A 15,129-nucleotide genomic window follows, 5' to 3' on the forward strand; every position below is an offset into this window, starting at 1 on the left:
TGAACGTAAAATATACTGCGGCGAATCCAGATATTTACCATGGCCAGATTGGGGCTGGAAGCAATGCGGGTAATAATCACGGCCCATGCCAGGAAACGCCTGCAGGATTTACGACAGGAACAAATCAACGAAAACGACGTTTTGCAGGCGGCACGGAGAATCACCGCCCGTATACCTACCGCCACTCGTTTTCGAGGTTTTTTAGCTACTTCCGGGCGGGCATTCGATCTGGTGATGAAAGACGTTCCGGCAGGGCGGATGGTAATCACTATTATAGGCAAATAGTTGCTTTTACAGGGCAATAGCTCTATAATTATAGTTGTTAGTGAACCCGAGGCTAGGATTAGCGAGCCTCCGGCGCTTTTCTTGGCCCGCTGGGGATTTTTAAGGAAGAGGAGGTGAAGTCGATGCCCCTGGATCCAGCTAAAAAACGGGAAATAATCGCCCGCTACCGCCAGCACGAAAACGATACCGGTTCTCCAGAAGTACAGATTGCCATTCTTACGGAACGTATCAATCACCTGACGGAGCACCTCAAGGTGCATCACAAAGATCATCACTCCCGCCGGGGCCTTTTGAAAATGGTCGGCCAGCGACGCGGCTTACTTAACTACCTGCGGGAGAACGATATCGAACGTTATCGGCAAATTGTCGACGCTTTGGGTTTAAGAAGATAGCGCATCGGGGAGCGGTGGGGCCGCTCCCTTTTTTAATGATATTTTCCCGGTATTTAGCTTTACTTTGGAAGGAAATACTATAATAAATGTCGAATGAGTTAAAGTTTATTAATGGAATGTTTTAAGGAGGCTACTTTGAACTAATGCAAGGGGTATTACGCAAGACCCTCACCATTGCCGGCCGCGATTTGATTCTGGAAACCGGACGGCTGGCGCGCCAGGCCGGGGGTGCCGTGCTGGTAACCTACGGCGGCACGATGGTCCTGGTAACGGCAACGGCCTCTCAAGAACCGCGGGAAGGAATCGACTTTTTTCCCCTGACTGTCGATTATGAAGAGAGGCTTTACGCCGCCGGCAAAATTCCGGGTGGTTTTATTAAACGGGAAGGCCGGCCAAGCGAAAAGGCCATCCTTTCGGCCCGGCTTATCGACCGGCCCATCAGGCCTTTATTTCCCAAGTACTACCGCAATGATGTCCATGTTGTCGCAACCGTACTTTCGGTAGACCAGGACTGCCCGCCCAATGTCGCCGGCATCATCGGCGCCTCTGCGGCCCTCACCATTTCTTCCATACCCTTTGCGGGCCCCATAGGTGCGGTAGGCGTCGGCCTGATCGATGGGCGACCTGTCATCAATCCCACGCTGGCCGAAGACGAAAAAAGTTTGTTACACCTGGTGGTGGCCGGCACCGGAGAAGCTATCATGATGGTCGAAGCGGGAGCAAAGGAAGTTCCCGAAGACCTGATGCTGGAATGCATCATTACAGCCCATGAAGAGATTAAACGCATCGTCGCCTTTATTAACGAATTTCGTTCCGAAGCCCTAGCCATGGGGCTGGCCAAAGAAAAGCAGCAAGTGGAAGAGCCGCATCTATCACCTGATTTGGAAAACCTGGTACGTGAAATCGCCACCCCGCGCCTCCAGGAAGCCATTTATACCAGTCGCGACTTAAAGCTCGCCAAACAAGAAAGGGAACAACGCCTGGAAAGTTGCAGAGAGGAAATAAAGGAACTGGTTTTGACCGGTAAGGAAGAGCTGGTGGCGGAACAGCCGGATATACCCCGGTTGGTAAACGATCTGATCACGAAAATCGAAAAAGAAATCATGCGGCAGATGATACTTACCCAGGGCGTAAGGATCGACGGCCGCGCCCTTGATGAAATAAGACCCATCACCTGCGAGGTCGGGGTGTTAAGCCGCACCCATGGTTCGGGCCTCTTTACCCGGGGAGAAACCCAGGTTCTGACGGTTACGACCCTCGGTCCCATAAGCGATGAGCAGATACTTGACGACCTCGGCGTCGATGAAACAAAGAGATATATGCACCATTATAACTTCCCTCCTTACAGCGTCGGTGAAGCTAGGCCCATCCGCGCGCCAGGACGCAGGGAGATCGGCCACGGCGCCCTGGCGGAAAGGGCCCTGGAACCCATGATACCGCCGGAGGAAGAATTCCCCTACGCCATTCGCCTCGTGTCCGAAGTTCTGGGTTCTAACGGTTCGACCTCCATGGGAAGCGTCTGCGGCAGCACCCTGGCCCTTATGGATGCGGGCGTGCCCATCAAAGCGCCGGTCGCCGGGGTGGCTATGGGCCTGATCAAGGAAGGGGATCAGGTGGCTATACTTACCGACATCCAGGGGATAGAAGACGCCCTTGGCGATATGGACTTTAAAGTTGCCGGCACCAAGAACGGCATTACGGCCCTGCAGATGGACATAAAAATACCCGGCATAGACCGGTCCATTTTAGAAAAGGCCCTGGAGCAGGCACGTAAAGGACGCCTTTTCATCCTGGATAAAATTTTAGCCACCATACCGGCGCCGCGGCCGGAACTGTCGCCCTATGCCCCGCGGATGCTGACCATGACCATCGATCCCGATAAAATTCGGGATATCATCGGCCCTGGCGGCAAAATAATTAAGAAGATCATTGAAGAAACCGGCGTCGAGATCGACGTTGAAGACGACGGCCGCATCTTCATCGCCTCCACCGACGCCGCCAAGGGGCAGCGGGCCATGGAGATTATCCAGGCCCTGACTCAGGATGTAGAAACCGGCAAGGTATATAACGGCAAAGTGACCAGGATTACCGATTTCGGCGCCTTTGTCGAAGTCATTCCCGGAGTCCTGGGCATGCCCGGCAAAGAAGGTCTGGTTCACATCTCCCAGCTGGCCAACGAGAGGGTAGAAAAGGTGGAAGACGTCGTCCAGGAAGGCGATTATATTCTGGTGAAGGCCATCGGCTTTGATTCCCAGGGACGGCTTAAACTGTCCCGGAAAGAAGCCCTGCCCCCTCCTGCTCTAGAAGGCGGCGGGCGTCACCTGCGCCGGCAGGGACGGGACGGCGGCAGACATACCCCCGGCAATAAGCGCCAGCGTTAAGGTTAATTCTGATTGCGGCGGCAAAGGCATATACATTGATCAGTACCCTCGATAAAGGTGGTGCGATCAATGTATGTGCTTTATTACAGGCGGCAGCGGCTGCTGGGAATAATGGCGGCGGTAGGACTGTTGCTCGTTTTGGGTTTCACCGCCTGGCACTGGCTGGCCGGACGGGCCGTGCCGACCATGAAAATCCAGCCCATCTACCAGGGGAATCCGGAGCGCAAGGCAGTGGCCCTGACCTTTACTATCGATTGGGGGGAAGAATACCTGCCCTCTATCCTGCAGGCCCTTCAAAAGGCCGGGGCGCGGGCCACCTTTTTTCCTACCGGCCAGTGGGCCGAGCGGCATCCCGACTTGGTACGGCAGATGGCGGCCGCCGGTCATGAAATAGGCAACCACGGCCAAAGCCACCCCCATCCCGACAATTTAAGCCGGGAGGAGAACCGCCGCGATATCCAGTTGGGAGAAGCGACGCTTACGGCCATTACGGGAAAAAAACCGGAGCTGTACGCTCCTCCTTACGGGGAAAGCAAACCCCAGGTGGTGGCGGCGGCCGGTGACCTGGGCTATAAATTTATAATGTGGACCATCAACACCGGCGACTATCTTCCCAACACGACACCCGAAGATATTCTGGCGTCGGTCATACCCAAATGTCAAAACGGGGCCATCATCCTCATGCACCCCACCAAGCCGGCAAGCCAGGCGTTACCTGAGCTTCTAAAAAAATTGCAGGAACGGGGTTACGCCCTGGTAACGGTTTCCGAAGTTCTCTAAGGAAAGAGCGAGGTTTTTATAAGGCCGCCCTTCCCTGGATATAATAAGCCGTGTTTAATGAAACTTATCCAGGGGAGTGAAGGCCTCTTGGCAAGAGTTTTTTTGGCGCTGGTATTGATCATTGGCTGTTTGCTCCAGCCGGAAACAGCAAGGGCTGCCAGTGAACCCTATCTTACGGCACCGGCAGCTATTTTAATGGAAGCCAGTACCGGCCAGGTCCTCTATGAGCGCGGCGCCAGGAAGGAAAGGCCGCCGGCCAGCACCACCAAAATCATGACGGCCATCCTGGCCCTGGAACTGGCTCGGCCGGATGTTGTTGTCAAAGTCAGTGAAAATGCCGCCGCCACCCCGGGAGCCAGCATTTATTTAAAGGCGGGCGAGACGCTCACCCTGGGCGACCTGGTAAAAGGGGCCCTTCTCAATTCCGGCAACGACGCCGCTGTGGCCATCGCCGAAGGTATTGCCGGTACAGAAAACGGCTTTGCCTGGCTGATGAACCGTAAAGCCAAACAAATAGGCGCCTATCATACCCATTTCACCAATCCCCACGGTTTGACTGAGCCGGAACATTATACAACCGCCTATGACTTGGCCCTCATGGCCCGGTATGCCCTCGGCAACCCTGAATTCCGCCGATTGGTAGCCACCCGGGAAGACCAAATCCCGGCGCCGGATGGGGTACGTTACCTATATAATACCAACCGGCTTCTAGAATCTTATCCTGGTGCCGACGGGGTAAAGACGGGAACAACCGATGCCGCCGGCCAGTGTTTGGTCGCCTCGGCTTCCAGGGAAGGACGCCGGCTGATTGCCGTGGTATTGGGAAGCGAAGACCGTTATGCCGATGTCCAGGCCCTTCTGGATTACGGCTTTAACGCTTTTTACAGTGAAGCGGCCGCGGTCGGTGAGCCTGTAGGTCGGGTATCTGTCAAAAATGGAGAGTTCCAAAGCGTTACGGTAGCGCCGGTGACGACGATCGGGTTCACCGTACCGGTCGAAGAGGCTCCTTTTCTAGAAAAGCGCGTTCTCCTCCCGGCGGTGGTAAAAGCGCCTGTAAGGAAGGGACAGACCCTCGGTCGGATGCTGATTTTGTATAAGGGCAGGGAAGTTGCCAATACCAGTCTGGTATCCACCCAGGACGTAGCCGCTCTGTCATGGTGGGCGCAGTTTAAACAATAAAAGCAGGCAGAGGTTAGGAGGAAAGGGATGTACCAAAAAAATATCCTGGATAACGGTATCCGGGTGGTAAGCGAAGAAGTTCCCTTTGCCAATTCCATAGCCCTGGGGGTGTGGGTACGCGCCGGCTCCCGCAATGAGGATGCTACCAACCAGGGCGTTTCCCATTTTTTAGAACATTTACTATTTAAAGGCACATCAAAGAGAACAGCACGGCAGATAGCCGAAGAGCTGGAAGCCGTCGGTGGAATAATCAACGCCTTTACAACGAAAGAATATACCTGCTTCTATGCCCGGGTTCTGGCCGAACACATGGATTTAGCCATCGACGTGTTAAGCGACATGTTTTTTAATTCCCTCATGACCTCCGAAGATATCGAAAAAGAAAAAAAGGTCATCCTGGAAGAAATAAAAATGTACGAAGATTCCCCGGACGAGTTGGTCCACGACCTCTTTGCCCAGACCGTCTGGCCGGGACATCCCCTGGGCCGGGCCATCCTCGGTACTTATGAAACGGTTTCTAATTTAAATAGGGACGTCATCTATAACTATTACAAAGAACAGTACAACAGCGCCAACATAGTCCTGGCCGCAGCCGGAAAATTTAATACCGACGAATTGGTTGATAAGCTGCAAAAAGCCTTTGGGGAAAGAAACTGCTCGGGTAAGGCAGGAGAATATCTTCCACCTAGCAGTAAATCCGGAGTAAGCGTAAATGTAAAGGATACCGAACAGGTGCAGATCTGCCTGGGAGTCCCGGGGCTGCCCCAGGATGACGATGCCATTTATGCCCTCCAGGCCCTGAATAACATCCTCGGCGGTGGTTTAAGCTCCCGCCTGTTCCAGCTGATCCGCGAAGAGCAGGCCCTGGCCTATTCTGTTTATTCTTACCACGCCGGCTTCAGTGACAGCGGCCTGTTAACCATTTATGCCGGTACCAGCCCGGACAATTACCGCCAGGTAGTGGCCCTTATTTTGGCAGAGATCGCCTCTATCAAAAACAAAGGCGTGACACCCCAGGAGTTGAAGCGTACCAAGGATCAAATTCGCGGCAATTTACTCCTGGGCCAAGAGAACGTCAATCACCGCATGAGCCGGTTGGGCCGCACAGAACTCACCTACGGCAGGGTCGTCACCACGGAAGAAATCATCGAACGGCTGCAGGCGGTCACCGCCGACGACATCCAGGCCGTGGCCGCACGCCTTTTTCGGCCGGAATGCCTCACCCTGACTACCCTGGGTCCGGAAGTCGAAGTCCTGGACCTGGCCGCCTGTGCCCGCCAGGCCGGAGTGTAGGAGGATTAGCGGATGGACCGTTTAGAACATATCTTTGCCCTCCAGGAGCGCTTCGATCAGGACCTGGCCCGCCGGCGGCGGCTGCCCGATTATAGCGTCGAGGAGTGGATCCAAAAAGAAGTCCTGGCCATGGTCGCCGAGCTGGGCGAGCTCTTAGAAGAAGTAAATTTCAAGTGGTGGAAAAACCCCCATCCCTTAGATCGCGAAGCCATCAAAGGCGAACTCGTGGACATCCTCCACTTTCTCGTCAGCATGTGCTTGAAAGCCGGCATTACAGCAGAAGAATTCTACCAAGCCTATCTGGCGAAAAATGAAGAAAACTTTCGCCGCCAGCAGGGTTTGACGAACCGCCGTGGCTATGCCGCCGGCCTGGAGGACAAGGAGGCATAAAACAATAATCTCCCTTCATATCCTGTAATGAAGGGAGATGGAACCGATGCTGGCGCTACTGGTATTTCTCGCCCTGGCTCTCCTTTTAATCCTGGCCGTGAAGGTTAAGGTTGGTAATTACCGCAGCAATAATGTCGAAGCCGTAGCCAGTCCCGTTTCCCGGGCCCTGGCCGAATTGGTAGCCATCGCCGGTGGGATTTACCTCTCCCTCGTCCTCCTGGTCAGCTTTTTAAAGATCAGCCTTCCGGAAACGATAGCCATCGGCGGCTTCCTGGTGGATCCCCTCGCCGTTGTCGCCCTGGTAATCGCCCTCATCCAACCCCTTATCCTCGGCCTCTGGCCGCGGTTGAAAGGGCGGTAGGGATCGATGCGCCTTTCAGAGCTCATGGGGAAGGAGATAATAAATCTTTACGACGGCTCCCGTCTGGGAAATCTAAATGATGCCGATCTACTCCTCGATGCAGCCCAAGGGACCATTGCCGCCCTTATCCTTCCCGTAAAAGGCGGATGGATACCCTTACTTGGGGGACGCCAGGAACTGATTATTCCCTGGGATGCCGTCCATAAAGTCGGCACCGAAGTGGTGGTCGTCAGCATGGACCCCACCTACAGCCGCCGGCGGGATAAAGATTGACAGGACTTTAATTTTGATGGTATCATAAGATAAACAAAGCCATAAACTCATCTCGTGTGCAGTGGGGTAGAGGTGCAGCGGGCAAGAGTACCGCCGGTGAGGTTTCGGGCACCTGTGAGACGGCGAGAAAGGGTACGCTGCCGAAGGGAGAAGAGAACCCGAGGCCTTCTCCCTGGGCCGGTTTCTGAAAAAGGACCGGACTGTCACCATAAAATAATGGTGGAGCGCTACTCGCACGAAGAGGCCGGGCGAGATGAGTATTCTGGTAATCCGGGGGAAACCGGAGCGGGATGCTCATGGTTTCCCTTAATTTTTTAAGCGGGGTGGATAGCTACGATCAGGGTAATAGTTACCGGCGCCGCCGGCCGCATGGGCCGGGAAATGACGAAGGGACTGTTGCAGACGGAAGACATAGAGGTGGTGGGGGCCGTCGATCAAGTGGCGGTTGGTGAGGATATCGGCACCTTGAGCGGTCTTAAACCCGCAGGGGTGGCCATCAAGGACGATTTGGCAGAGGTAATCAAAGAAGCCCGTCCCCAGGTAATGGTGGACTTCACCGTAGCCGCCGCCGCCTGGGCCAACGCCCGCCTGGCCGTGGAAGAAGGGGTCAGCCCGGTGATCGGAACTACGGGCCTTGGCCCGGAGCAATTGGACGAGCTCCATAAGATGTGCGAAGGGCGGCAGATCGGGGCGGTGGTGGCTCCCAATTTTTCCATAGGGGCCATTTTAATGATGCATTTTGCCCGCCAGGCGGCACGCTACTTTCCCCGGGCAGAAATTATCGAGCTCCATCATGAACAAAAACTCGACGCCCCTTCTGGGACGGCCATGAAAACGGCCGAACTCATGGCCGGGGAGATGGAAACAGTGCCGCCCCTGCCGAAAGGGGAAGAGAAAATCGCCGGGGCCAGGGGAGGAATTTACCGCGGCCTGGCCGTCCACAGCCTCCGCCTACCCGGAGCGGTGGCCCACCAGGAGGTAATCTTCGGCGGGCAAGGGCAGTTGTTAACCATCCGCCATGACACCATCGGCAGGGAGGCCTTTCTACCGGGGCTTTTACTGGCCATAAGACGGGTTATCCACCTTAAGGGGGTGGTATACGGCCTGGAAAACCTGATGGAGTTATAAACCTGGCACCTCCCGGAACGGCCGCACATATATTGCAAGTAGTACAGGTGTACTAACTTGACAGGGGGTCGTTCCGGCATGGGCGGGATGTTGTCAGGTATAAAGGTGGCGATGCTCGGCGGCGATGCCCGGGAAGTCATCCTCCTCGAAGAGCTCTTGCGGCAGGGCGCCGAAATCAAGGTGGCCGGACTTGGGGAGCTACCTCGGCAAGACGGCTGCACCATTTGCGAGGACCCTGCCGACGCCGTGGAAGGGGCGGATGTCATTATTTTACCGGTCCCGGGCATCAAGGGGGAAGGTCTGATCTACGCCCCAAGGGCGCGGCGGCCTCTTTATTTTTCACAGGAAGTAGCGGCGGCTATTCCGGCGGGGACGCCGGTCCTAGTGGGGGTGGCCCGGCCTCCTCTGAAGGAGATGGCAGCTGCAGGCGGCTGGCTGCTGGTGGAGACGGCCGAGATGGATGAAATGGCCATTTTAAATTCCATCCCTACGGCCGAAGGGGCCATCATGCTGGCCATGCAGGAGATGCCCATCACTATCCACGGCTGCGAAGCCCTGGTCCTGGGGCTGGGCCGGACCGGCTTCACCCTGGCCCGAATGCTGGACGGGATTGGCGCCAGGGTGACGGTAATCGACAGGGGCGCCCCCGACCGGGCCCGGGCCTATGTCGAGGGCTGGCCGGCCTTTCCTTTCTCGGAACTGGCGGCCGCGGTCGCAAGAGCCGACGTCATTTTTAACACCGTACCAGCACCCGTCCTCACCCGGGATGTGTTGTCCCGCACCAAGCCCGAGGTTCTGATTATCGATCTGGCCTCGGACCCGGGCGGTACGGACTTCAACGCCGCGGCGGACCTCAAGCGCCGAGCCATGCTTGCCCCGGGGCTGCCGGGCAAAGTGGCTCCCCAGACGGCCGGTAAGATTCTGGCCCGCATTTATCCCGCCCTCATTTTAAAGTGCCTGGGACGACTGTAAACCCTACATGGAGGTGCTGAAAATGCGGCTCAAAGGCAAAAGAGTAGGGTTTGCCGTCACAGGATCCCACTGTACCCTGGCGGCGGTCGTGCCGCAATTGGCCAGGGTAGTTGCTGAAGGTGCCCAGGTCGTCCCCATTCTATCCCCTGCTGTAAGGGACAGCGACACGCGGTTCGGTACCAGCGCCTTCTGGCGGGCGGAGGTGGAAAGGATTACCGGCCAGAAAGCCATCGACAGCATTGTAGCCGCAGAACCCATCGGACCACAGAAACTCTTCGACGTCGTCGTCGTAGCCCCCTGTACGGGTAACACCCTGGCCAAACTGGCCAACGGTATTACCGACACCCCGGTACTGATGGCTGTTAAGGCGCACTTGCGCAACCTGCGTCCGGTGGTGATTGCCGTTTCCACTAACGACGGTCTGGGGGCCAACGCTGTAAATTTAGGTCATGTAATGAATATGAAAAACATTTACCTGGTGCCCTTTGGTCAGGACGACCCTTTTAACAAGCCCAATTCTTTAGTGGCCAGTATGGATTTAATCGTCGATACCATCCTGGCGGCTCTGGAGGGGAGGCAGCTCCAGCCCCTTCTGCTGGGTCCTCCGCCAAAGGGACGGGAGTAACGGGAGGAAGGTAATTAACCTATGAAGACTTACAACGTCGCAGTAGTAGGAACAGGAGCCGTGGGCCAGACCCTCCTTAAGGTTTTGGAAGAGAGGAATTTTCCCGTCGGCCGGCTGAAGGTCCTGGCCACCAGCCGTTCGGCGGGCAAGAGCGTAAACTTCAAGGGTGAAGAATACGTCATCGAAGAGACTACCCCGGCCGCCTTTGCCGGGATCGATATAGCCCTCTTTGCCGGCGGCGAAGCCAGCAAGCTGTACGGCCGGGCGGCAGTTGAGGCTGGAGCGGTGGTGATCGACAACAGCAACAACTTCCGCATGGATCCAGACGTCCCCCTGGTGGTGCCCGAGGTCAATCCCCAGGACGTCCGCTGGCACAAAGGTTTAATCGCCAATCCCAATTGCTCTACCATCCAGATGGTGGTGGCTTTAAAGCCCATTTACGACGCCGTCGGCATTAAAAGGATAGTCGTTTCCACCTATCAGGCCGTATCCGGGGCCGGCCAAGAAGCCATCGACGAGCTGCGGCTCCAGAGCAAACAGGTGCTGGCGGGGGAAAAAGTTACGGGCTCAGTATTTCCCCATCAGATCGCCTTTAACTGCCTGCCCCACATCGACGTCTTCCTGGAAAACGGCTACAGCAAAGAAGAAATGAAAATGGTCAATGAAACCAAAAAGATCATGGGCGACGATCAGATCCAGGTCACGGCCACGACGGTACGGGTACCCGTCTTCAACGGTCACTCAGAGGCGGTAAACGTAGAAACCCGGGAAAAACTTACGGCAGCGGCGGCTAAGGAGCTTTTGCGCCGGGCGCCGGGGGTCGTGGTGGTGGATGATCTGGAGGCCAAAGCCTATCCCCTGGCCATCCATGCCGACGGCCGCGACGAAGTATTTGTCGGCCGCATCCGGGAAGATTTCACGGTCCCCTGCGGCCTCAATATGTGGATAGTGGCCGACAACTTACGCAAGGGCGCGGCGACCAACGCCGTCCAGATTGCTGAACTCCTGGTGCAGGAGGGCCTTCTCTAAAAAAGAGAGGTGATGGTTATGAAGGTCCTGGTGCAAAAATTCGGCGGCTCCTCGGTTGCCACCCCGGAGCAGCGTTTATTGGTGGCCCGCCATATTGAAAGGGCGTGTCAGGCCGGGTACCGCCTGGCCGTCGTCGTATCGGCCATGGGTCGCAAAGGGGCACCTTACGCCACCGACACCTTATTGGATTTATTGGGCGACAATCCCATTTCTCCCCGGGAGCGCGACCTCCTTTTGTCCTGCGGGGAAATCATCGCCGGTGTAGTATTGAGCGCCACCTTACAGGGAATGGGTATTCCGGCCGTCTTTCTCACCGGCGGCCAGGCTGGCATCATCACCGACGCCCGCTTTAACGACGCCCGTATCCTCCGGGTGGAACCGCGGCGGGTCGAGTCCTACCTGGAGCAAGGTCTGGTCGTCGTGGTCGCTGGCTTCCAGGGAATGACCGAAGCCGGAGAAATCACCACCCTGGGGCGCGGCGGCAGCGACACTACGGCCGCGGCATTGGGCGTGGCCCTGAAGGCAGAAGCGGTAGAGATCTACACCGACGTCGACGGCGTCAAGACTGCCGATCCCCGTATCGTGAGCGAAGCCAGGACTTTGAGCACCATCACCTATACGGAAATATGCCAGATGGCCTATGAGGGGGCGAAGGTCATCCATCCCCGCGCCGTAGAGATCGCCAGGGAAGGAAATATACCCTTAAGGATAAAATCGACTTTTACCGAGGGGCCCGGTACCCTGGTAGTGGCCTGGCAGCCGGGTCCCAGCGGCGTGCACATCAGCCGCGACCGGGTGATTACTGGCATCGCCCACATGGCCGGTCTGACCCAGCTTAGGGTTATAGTTCCCGACGGCAACAAGGCCGATGCCGTTTTCCAGACCCTGGCCCGAAATAATATTAGCGTAGACTTTATTAACGTCTTTCCCGGTGAGCTGGTCTTTACCGTCGCCGCCGCGGTCGCCGGGAGGGCCGTAGAGCTCATTGAGGAGCTGGGTCTTAAAGTTACGGTAAGGCCCAACTGCGCCAAGGTGGCGGCCGTCGGGGCCGGTATGCGCGGCGTTCCCGGGGTTATGGCGGCCATAGTTACCGCTTTGAATCGCGCGGGGATAAAGATCCTGCAGTCCGCCGATTCCTACACCTCCATTTGGTGCCTGGTGGACCAGGCGGATATGGAACGGGCCGTACAGGTCCTGCACCGGGAATTTAAACTACACGATGAAGATACAGGCGAGGTGAAAGCATATGCCGTGGGGTAGAATCCTTACCGCCATGGTGACACCCTTTACCGCAGACGGCAAATTAGATTTGGACGGTGCCAGGCGACTGGCCGCCCACCTGGTAGACCATGGCAGCGATGGACTGGTGGTGGCCGGCACCACGGGGGAATCGCCGGCGTTAAGCCACGAGGAAAAAATTTCCCTTTTTAAAGCCGTGAAGGAAGCAGTGGGCGGCCGGGCAGCGGTCATTGCCGGTACCGGCACCAATTCCACCGCCGCCAGCATTGAGCTTTCCCGGGAGGCAGAAGCCCTGGGATTAGACGGCTTGATGCTCGTGGTTCCCTATTACAACCGCCCCTCCCAGGAAGGGCTGTACCGGCATTTTAAAGCCATTGCCGAAGCCGTTAACCTACCCATAATCCTTTACAACATACCTTCCCGCACGGGGCGCAATATGGAAGCGGCGACCACCTTGCGTCTGGCGGAGATTAAAAATATCGTCGCCGTCAAGGAAGCCAGCGGCGATCTGGACCAGGCGACGGCCATCATCAGGGACGCACCGCCGGGGTTTCTTGTATACAGTGGCGACGACTCCCTGACCCTGCCTTTGATGGCCGTAGGCGCCTACGGGGTAATCAGCGTCGCCGCCCATGTAGCTGGGGACAAAATGCAGGCCATGGTCAGGTCATTTGTCAGCGGCGACGTGGCCGGGGCGGCGGCCCTGCACCGGGAGCTCTTCCCACTGTTTAAAGCCCTGTTTATAACCTCCAACCCGGTACCGGTCAAAGAAGCCCTTAACATGATGGGCCTGCCGGCCGGGCCGGTACGCCTGCCCCTGGTCGAGGCCAGCCCGGCGGAGAAAGAAAAAATCGCCGCGGCCCTCAAAGCAGCAGGCATTTTAGCTGATTAATATTGCGAAACATTGGTAGATGGGGTATAATAAAATTAGCTGGTTTAGAACGTGGACTAAAAAACCGGGCCGAGAGCAAGGGGCCCGGTCTTTAATTGTTAAAACATGGAGGTGGATTAATGGCCGAAAATGAGAAAAATGAGCAGAGAGTTTACTTGATTCCCCTCGGCGGCCTCGGCGAAATAGGCAAAAACATGATGGCGATCAGGTACGGGAACAGCATACTGGTCATCGACTGCGGCCTGACCTTCCCCGAGGACGAAATGCTGGGCGTAGACGCGGTCATACCCGATTATAGCTACCTGCTGGAACACCGGCAGATGGTCAAGGGGATCATCGTCACCCACGGCCACGAAGACCATATCGGCGCCCTGCCTTATGTGTTGAAAGATTTAAACGTACCCGTCTATGGCACGCGCCTCACCCTGGCCCTGGTTCAGGCCAAACTGAAGGAACAGGGAAATGTGAACGGCGCCAAACTGCAGATGGTAAAGCCGCGGGATACAGTGCGCATAGGGCCTTTCAGGGTAGAATTTATTCACGTCAGCCATTCCATTGCCGATACGGTGGCCCTGGCCATTCACACGCCGGTAGGTACCATAGTGCACACCAGCGATTTCAAGATCGATTACACCCCAATAGACGGCGAGGTATTTGATTTTTATAAATTTGCCCAGCTGGGGGAAGAGGGCGTCCTTGTGCTCTTGTCCGACAGCACCAATGTTGAACGCCCCGGCTACACCATGTCCGAACGAGTGGTCGGCGCAACCTTTGATGAAGTCTTCCGTCAGGCCAGGGAGCGTATTATCGTCGCCAGCTTTGCTTCCAATGTCCATCGGCTGCAGCAGATAATATCGACGGCTTATAAGTACAACCGCAAAGTGGCCGTGGTGGGCCGGAGCATGATCAACGTCGTAAACATCGCCCTGGAGCAGGGCTACCTGGACATTCCGGAAAACACCCTGGTGGATTTAAGCGAACTGGCCTCCCTGCCCAAAAACAGGACGGTGATCATCTCCACCGGGAGCCAGGGTGAACCCATGTCGGCCCTCACGCGTATCGCCAGAAACGATCACCGCCAGATTGAGATCGTCCCGGGCGATACGGTGATTATATCGGCCCTTCCCATACCCGGTAATGAAAAATTGGTTGCGCGGACGGTGGATCAGCTCTTCCGCCAAGGGGCCGACGTCTATCATGAAGCCATAGACGGTGTCCACGTTTCCGGCCACGCCAGCCAGGAAGAGCTGAAGCTGGTCTTAAGCCTCGTCAAACCCAAATTCTTCGTCCCCGTCCACGGCGAATACCGCATGCTCATCAAGCATGCCCGCCTGGCGGAAGAACTCGGCATCCCGCCGGAAAACATCTTCGTAGCAGAAAACGGCCAGGTGCTGGAGTTTACGCGCCGGAAAGGCGCCATCACCGGACGGGTGCCTGCCGGAAAGCTCCTCGTTGACGGCCTGGGAGTAGGCGATGTAGGCAATATCGTTTTGCGGGATCGGAAACAATTGGCCCAGGACGGGCTGTTAATCGTCGTCGTGACATTAAGCAAAGACACGGGAGCTGTCGTTGCCGGACCGGACATTGTTTCCCGCGGTTTTGTCTACGTTCGCGAGGCCGAGGAACTGCTGGAAGAAGCCAAAGAAAAGGTGCGTCAAACCCTGGACAAATGCGAAGAACGCCGGATCACGGATTGGGCGACTATAAAGGGTAACATTCGCGACTCCTTAAGCAAGTTCCTCTTTGAAAAGACCAGGCGTCGCCCTATGATTTTGCCGATCATCATGGAAGTATGAGGGAGGGCCGGGTCCCGGCAGGAGCGCCGGGCAACCGGCCTTCGCTGCATATGGTTGCAAAAACAAGGAGGAATTTTCCTATTTATGCCGAAAGAATCCAAAATAGACGGGGAG

The 15,129-nt window shown here is 56.4% G+C and carries 16 protein-coding genes and 1 riboswitch; all 16 genes read left to right on the top strand.

Annotation, left to right across the window (positions count from 1 at the left end; genetic code table 11):
• Positions 1–63: 63 nt before the first annotated feature.
• The 16 genes from MHFGQ_RS05575 (at position 64) to MHFGQ_RS05650 (ending at position 15,015) form a co-directional block, all read left to right on the top strand.
• Entirely contained in the window at positions 64–285 is a 222-nt protein-coding gene (locus tag MHFGQ_RS05575; RefSeq protein WP_106005822.1) for a hypothetical protein, read from the top strand.
• 122 nt (positions 286–407) lie between these two features.
• Positions 408–677 carry a 30S ribosomal protein S15 gene (rpsO, locus tag MHFGQ_RS05580; protein WP_106005821.1) on the top strand — a complete coding sequence of 90 codons (270 nt, stop codon included), beginning with the start codon at positions 408–410 and terminating at the stop codon, positions 675–677.
• A 143-nt stretch (positions 678–820) separates the two neighbouring features.
• Positions 821–3,058: a polyribonucleotide nucleotidyltransferase gene (locus MHFGQ_RS05585; protein ID WP_106005820.1), complete on the top strand. Its 2,238-nt coding sequence runs from the start codon at positions 821–823 to the stop codon at positions 3,056–3,058.
• Positions 3,059–3,127: 69 nt separating this feature from the next.
• Entirely contained in the window at positions 3,128–3,838 is a 711-nt protein-coding gene (locus MHFGQ_RS05590; protein ID WP_106005819.1) for a polysaccharide deacetylase family protein, read from the top strand.
• An 87-nt stretch (positions 3,839–3,925) separates the two neighbouring features.
• Positions 3,926–5,017, top strand: a complete 1,092-nt coding sequence (locus MHFGQ_RS05595; protein WP_211292921.1) for a D-alanyl-D-alanine carboxypeptidase family protein — start codon at positions 3,926–3,928, stop codon at positions 5,015–5,017.
• A gap of 27 nt (positions 5,018–5,044) precedes the next feature.
• Entirely contained in the window at positions 5,045–6,310 is a 1,266-nt protein-coding gene (locus MHFGQ_RS05600; protein ID WP_106005817.1) for a M16 family metallopeptidase, read from the top strand.
• A gap of 12 nt (positions 6,311–6,322) precedes the next feature.
• Positions 6,323–6,700: a dUTPase gene (locus tag MHFGQ_RS05605; protein WP_106005816.1), complete on the top strand. Its 378-nt coding sequence runs from the start codon at positions 6,323–6,325 to the stop codon at positions 6,698–6,700.
• A gap of 46 nt (positions 6,701–6,746) precedes the next feature.
• On the top strand, positions 6,747–7,061 hold the full coding sequence (locus tag MHFGQ_RS05610; protein WP_170066335.1) for a hypothetical protein: 315 nt from the start codon (positions 6,747–6,749) through the stop codon (positions 7,059–7,061).
• A 6-nt stretch (positions 7,062–7,067) separates the two neighbouring features.
• Complete coding sequence (locus MHFGQ_RS05615; RefSeq protein WP_106005815.1) at positions 7,068–7,334, top strand: YlmC/YmxH family sporulation protein; 267 nt, start codon at positions 7,068–7,070, stop codon at positions 7,332–7,334.
• Between the two features lie 59 nt (positions 7,335–7,393).
• A riboswitch (Lysine riboswitch) is annotated at positions 7,394–7,572 on the top strand.
• Positions 7,573–7,715: 143 nt separating this feature from the next.
• The gene (dapB, locus tag MHFGQ_RS05620; protein WP_245907870.1) at positions 7,716–8,462 is read left to right on the top strand and encodes a 4-hydroxy-tetrahydrodipicolinate reductase; all 747 of its coding nucleotides are present in this window, start codon (positions 7,716–7,718) and stop codon (positions 8,460–8,462) included.
• Positions 8,463–8,540: 78 nt separating this feature from the next.
• The gene (gene dpsA / locus MHFGQ_RS05625) at positions 8,541–9,434 is read left to right on the top strand and encodes a dipicolinate synthase subunit DpsA (protein WP_106005813.1); all 894 of its coding nucleotides are present in this window, start codon (positions 8,541–8,543) and stop codon (positions 9,432–9,434) included.
• Between the two features lie 22 nt (positions 9,435–9,456).
• Complete coding sequence (locus tag MHFGQ_RS05630) at positions 9,457–10,059, top strand: dipicolinate synthase subunit B (RefSeq protein ID WP_170066334.1); 603 nt, start codon at positions 9,457–9,459, stop codon at positions 10,057–10,059.
• Between the two features lie 21 nt (positions 10,060–10,080).
• The gene (locus MHFGQ_RS05635; protein ID WP_106005812.1) at positions 10,081–11,088 is read left to right on the top strand and encodes an aspartate-semialdehyde dehydrogenase; all 1,008 of its coding nucleotides are present in this window, start codon (positions 10,081–10,083) and stop codon (positions 11,086–11,088) included.
• A gap of 18 nt (positions 11,089–11,106) precedes the next feature.
• Positions 11,107–12,348, top strand: coding sequence for an aspartate kinase (gene dapG / locus MHFGQ_RS05640; RefSeq protein WP_106005861.1), 1,242 nt, complete (start codon positions 11,107–11,109; stop codon positions 12,346–12,348).
• On the top strand, positions 12,335–13,219 hold the full coding sequence (gene dapA, locus MHFGQ_RS05645; protein WP_106005811.1) for a 4-hydroxy-tetrahydrodipicolinate synthase: 885 nt from the start codon (positions 12,335–12,337) through the stop codon (positions 13,217–13,219). The genes dapG and dapA overlap by 14 nt, the downstream gene beginning before the upstream one ends.
• Before the next feature lie 119 nt (positions 13,220–13,338).
• On the top strand, positions 13,339–15,015 hold the full coding sequence (locus MHFGQ_RS05650; protein WP_106005810.1) for a ribonuclease J: 1,677 nt from the start codon (positions 13,339–13,341) through the stop codon (positions 15,013–15,015).
• The last annotated feature ends 114 nt before the right edge of the window (positions 15,016–15,129 follow it).

Origin of the sequence: Moorella humiferrea, assembly GCF_039233145.1 — a bacterium.
Classification (GTDB): domain Bacteria; phylum Bacillota; class DSM-521; order Neomoorellales; family Neomoorellaceae; genus Neomoorella; species Neomoorella humiferrea.

Bases quoted from the DNA above. Each gene is read 5' to 3' on its own strand.
- MHFGQ_RS05575 (WP_106005822.1), top strand. From the start codon at position 64: ATGCGGGTAATAATCACGGCCCATGCCAGGAAACGCCTGCAGGATTTA.
- rpsO (WP_106005821.1), top strand. From the start codon at position 408: ATGCCCCTGGATCCAGCTAAAAAACGGGAAATAATCGCCCGCTACCGC.
- MHFGQ_RS05585 (WP_106005820.1), top strand. From the start codon at position 821: ATGCAAGGGGTATTACGCAAGACCCTCACCATTGCCGGCCGCGATTTG.
- MHFGQ_RS05590 (WP_106005819.1), top strand. From the start codon at position 3,128: ATGTATGTGCTTTATTACAGGCGGCAGCGGCTGCTGGGAATAATGGCG.
- MHFGQ_RS05600 (WP_106005817.1), top strand. From the start codon at position 5,045: ATGTACCAAAAAAATATCCTGGATAACGGTATCCGGGTGGTAAGCGAA.
- MHFGQ_RS05605 (WP_106005816.1), top strand. From the start codon at position 6,323: ATGGACCGTTTAGAACATATCTTTGCCCTCCAGGAGCGCTTCGATCAG.
- MHFGQ_RS05610 (WP_170066335.1), top strand. From the start codon at position 6,747: ATGCTGGCGCTACTGGTATTTCTCGCCCTGGCTCTCCTTTTAATCCTG.
- MHFGQ_RS05615 (WP_106005815.1), top strand. From the start codon at position 7,068: ATGCGCCTTTCAGAGCTCATGGGGAAGGAGATAATAAATCTTTACGAC.
- dapB (WP_245907870.1), top strand. From the start codon at position 7,716: ATGACGAAGGGACTGTTGCAGACGGAAGACATAGAGGTGGTGGGGGCC.
- dpsA (WP_106005813.1), top strand. From the start codon at position 8,541: ATGGGCGGGATGTTGTCAGGTATAAAGGTGGCGATGCTCGGCGGCGAT.
- MHFGQ_RS05630 (WP_170066334.1), top strand. From the start codon at position 9,457: ATGCGGCTCAAAGGCAAAAGAGTAGGGTTTGCCGTCACAGGATCCCAC.
- MHFGQ_RS05635 (WP_106005812.1), top strand. From the start codon at position 10,081: ATGAAGACTTACAACGTCGCAGTAGTAGGAACAGGAGCCGTGGGCCAG.
- dapG (WP_106005861.1), top strand. From the start codon at position 11,107: ATGAAGGTCCTGGTGCAAAAATTCGGCGGCTCCTCGGTTGCCACCCCG.
- dapA (WP_106005811.1), top strand. From the start codon at position 12,335: ATGCCGTGGGGTAGAATCCTTACCGCCATGGTGACACCCTTTACCGCA.
- MHFGQ_RS05650 (WP_106005810.1), top strand. From the start codon at position 13,339: ATGGCCGAAAATGAGAAAAATGAGCAGAGAGTTTACTTGATTCCCCTC.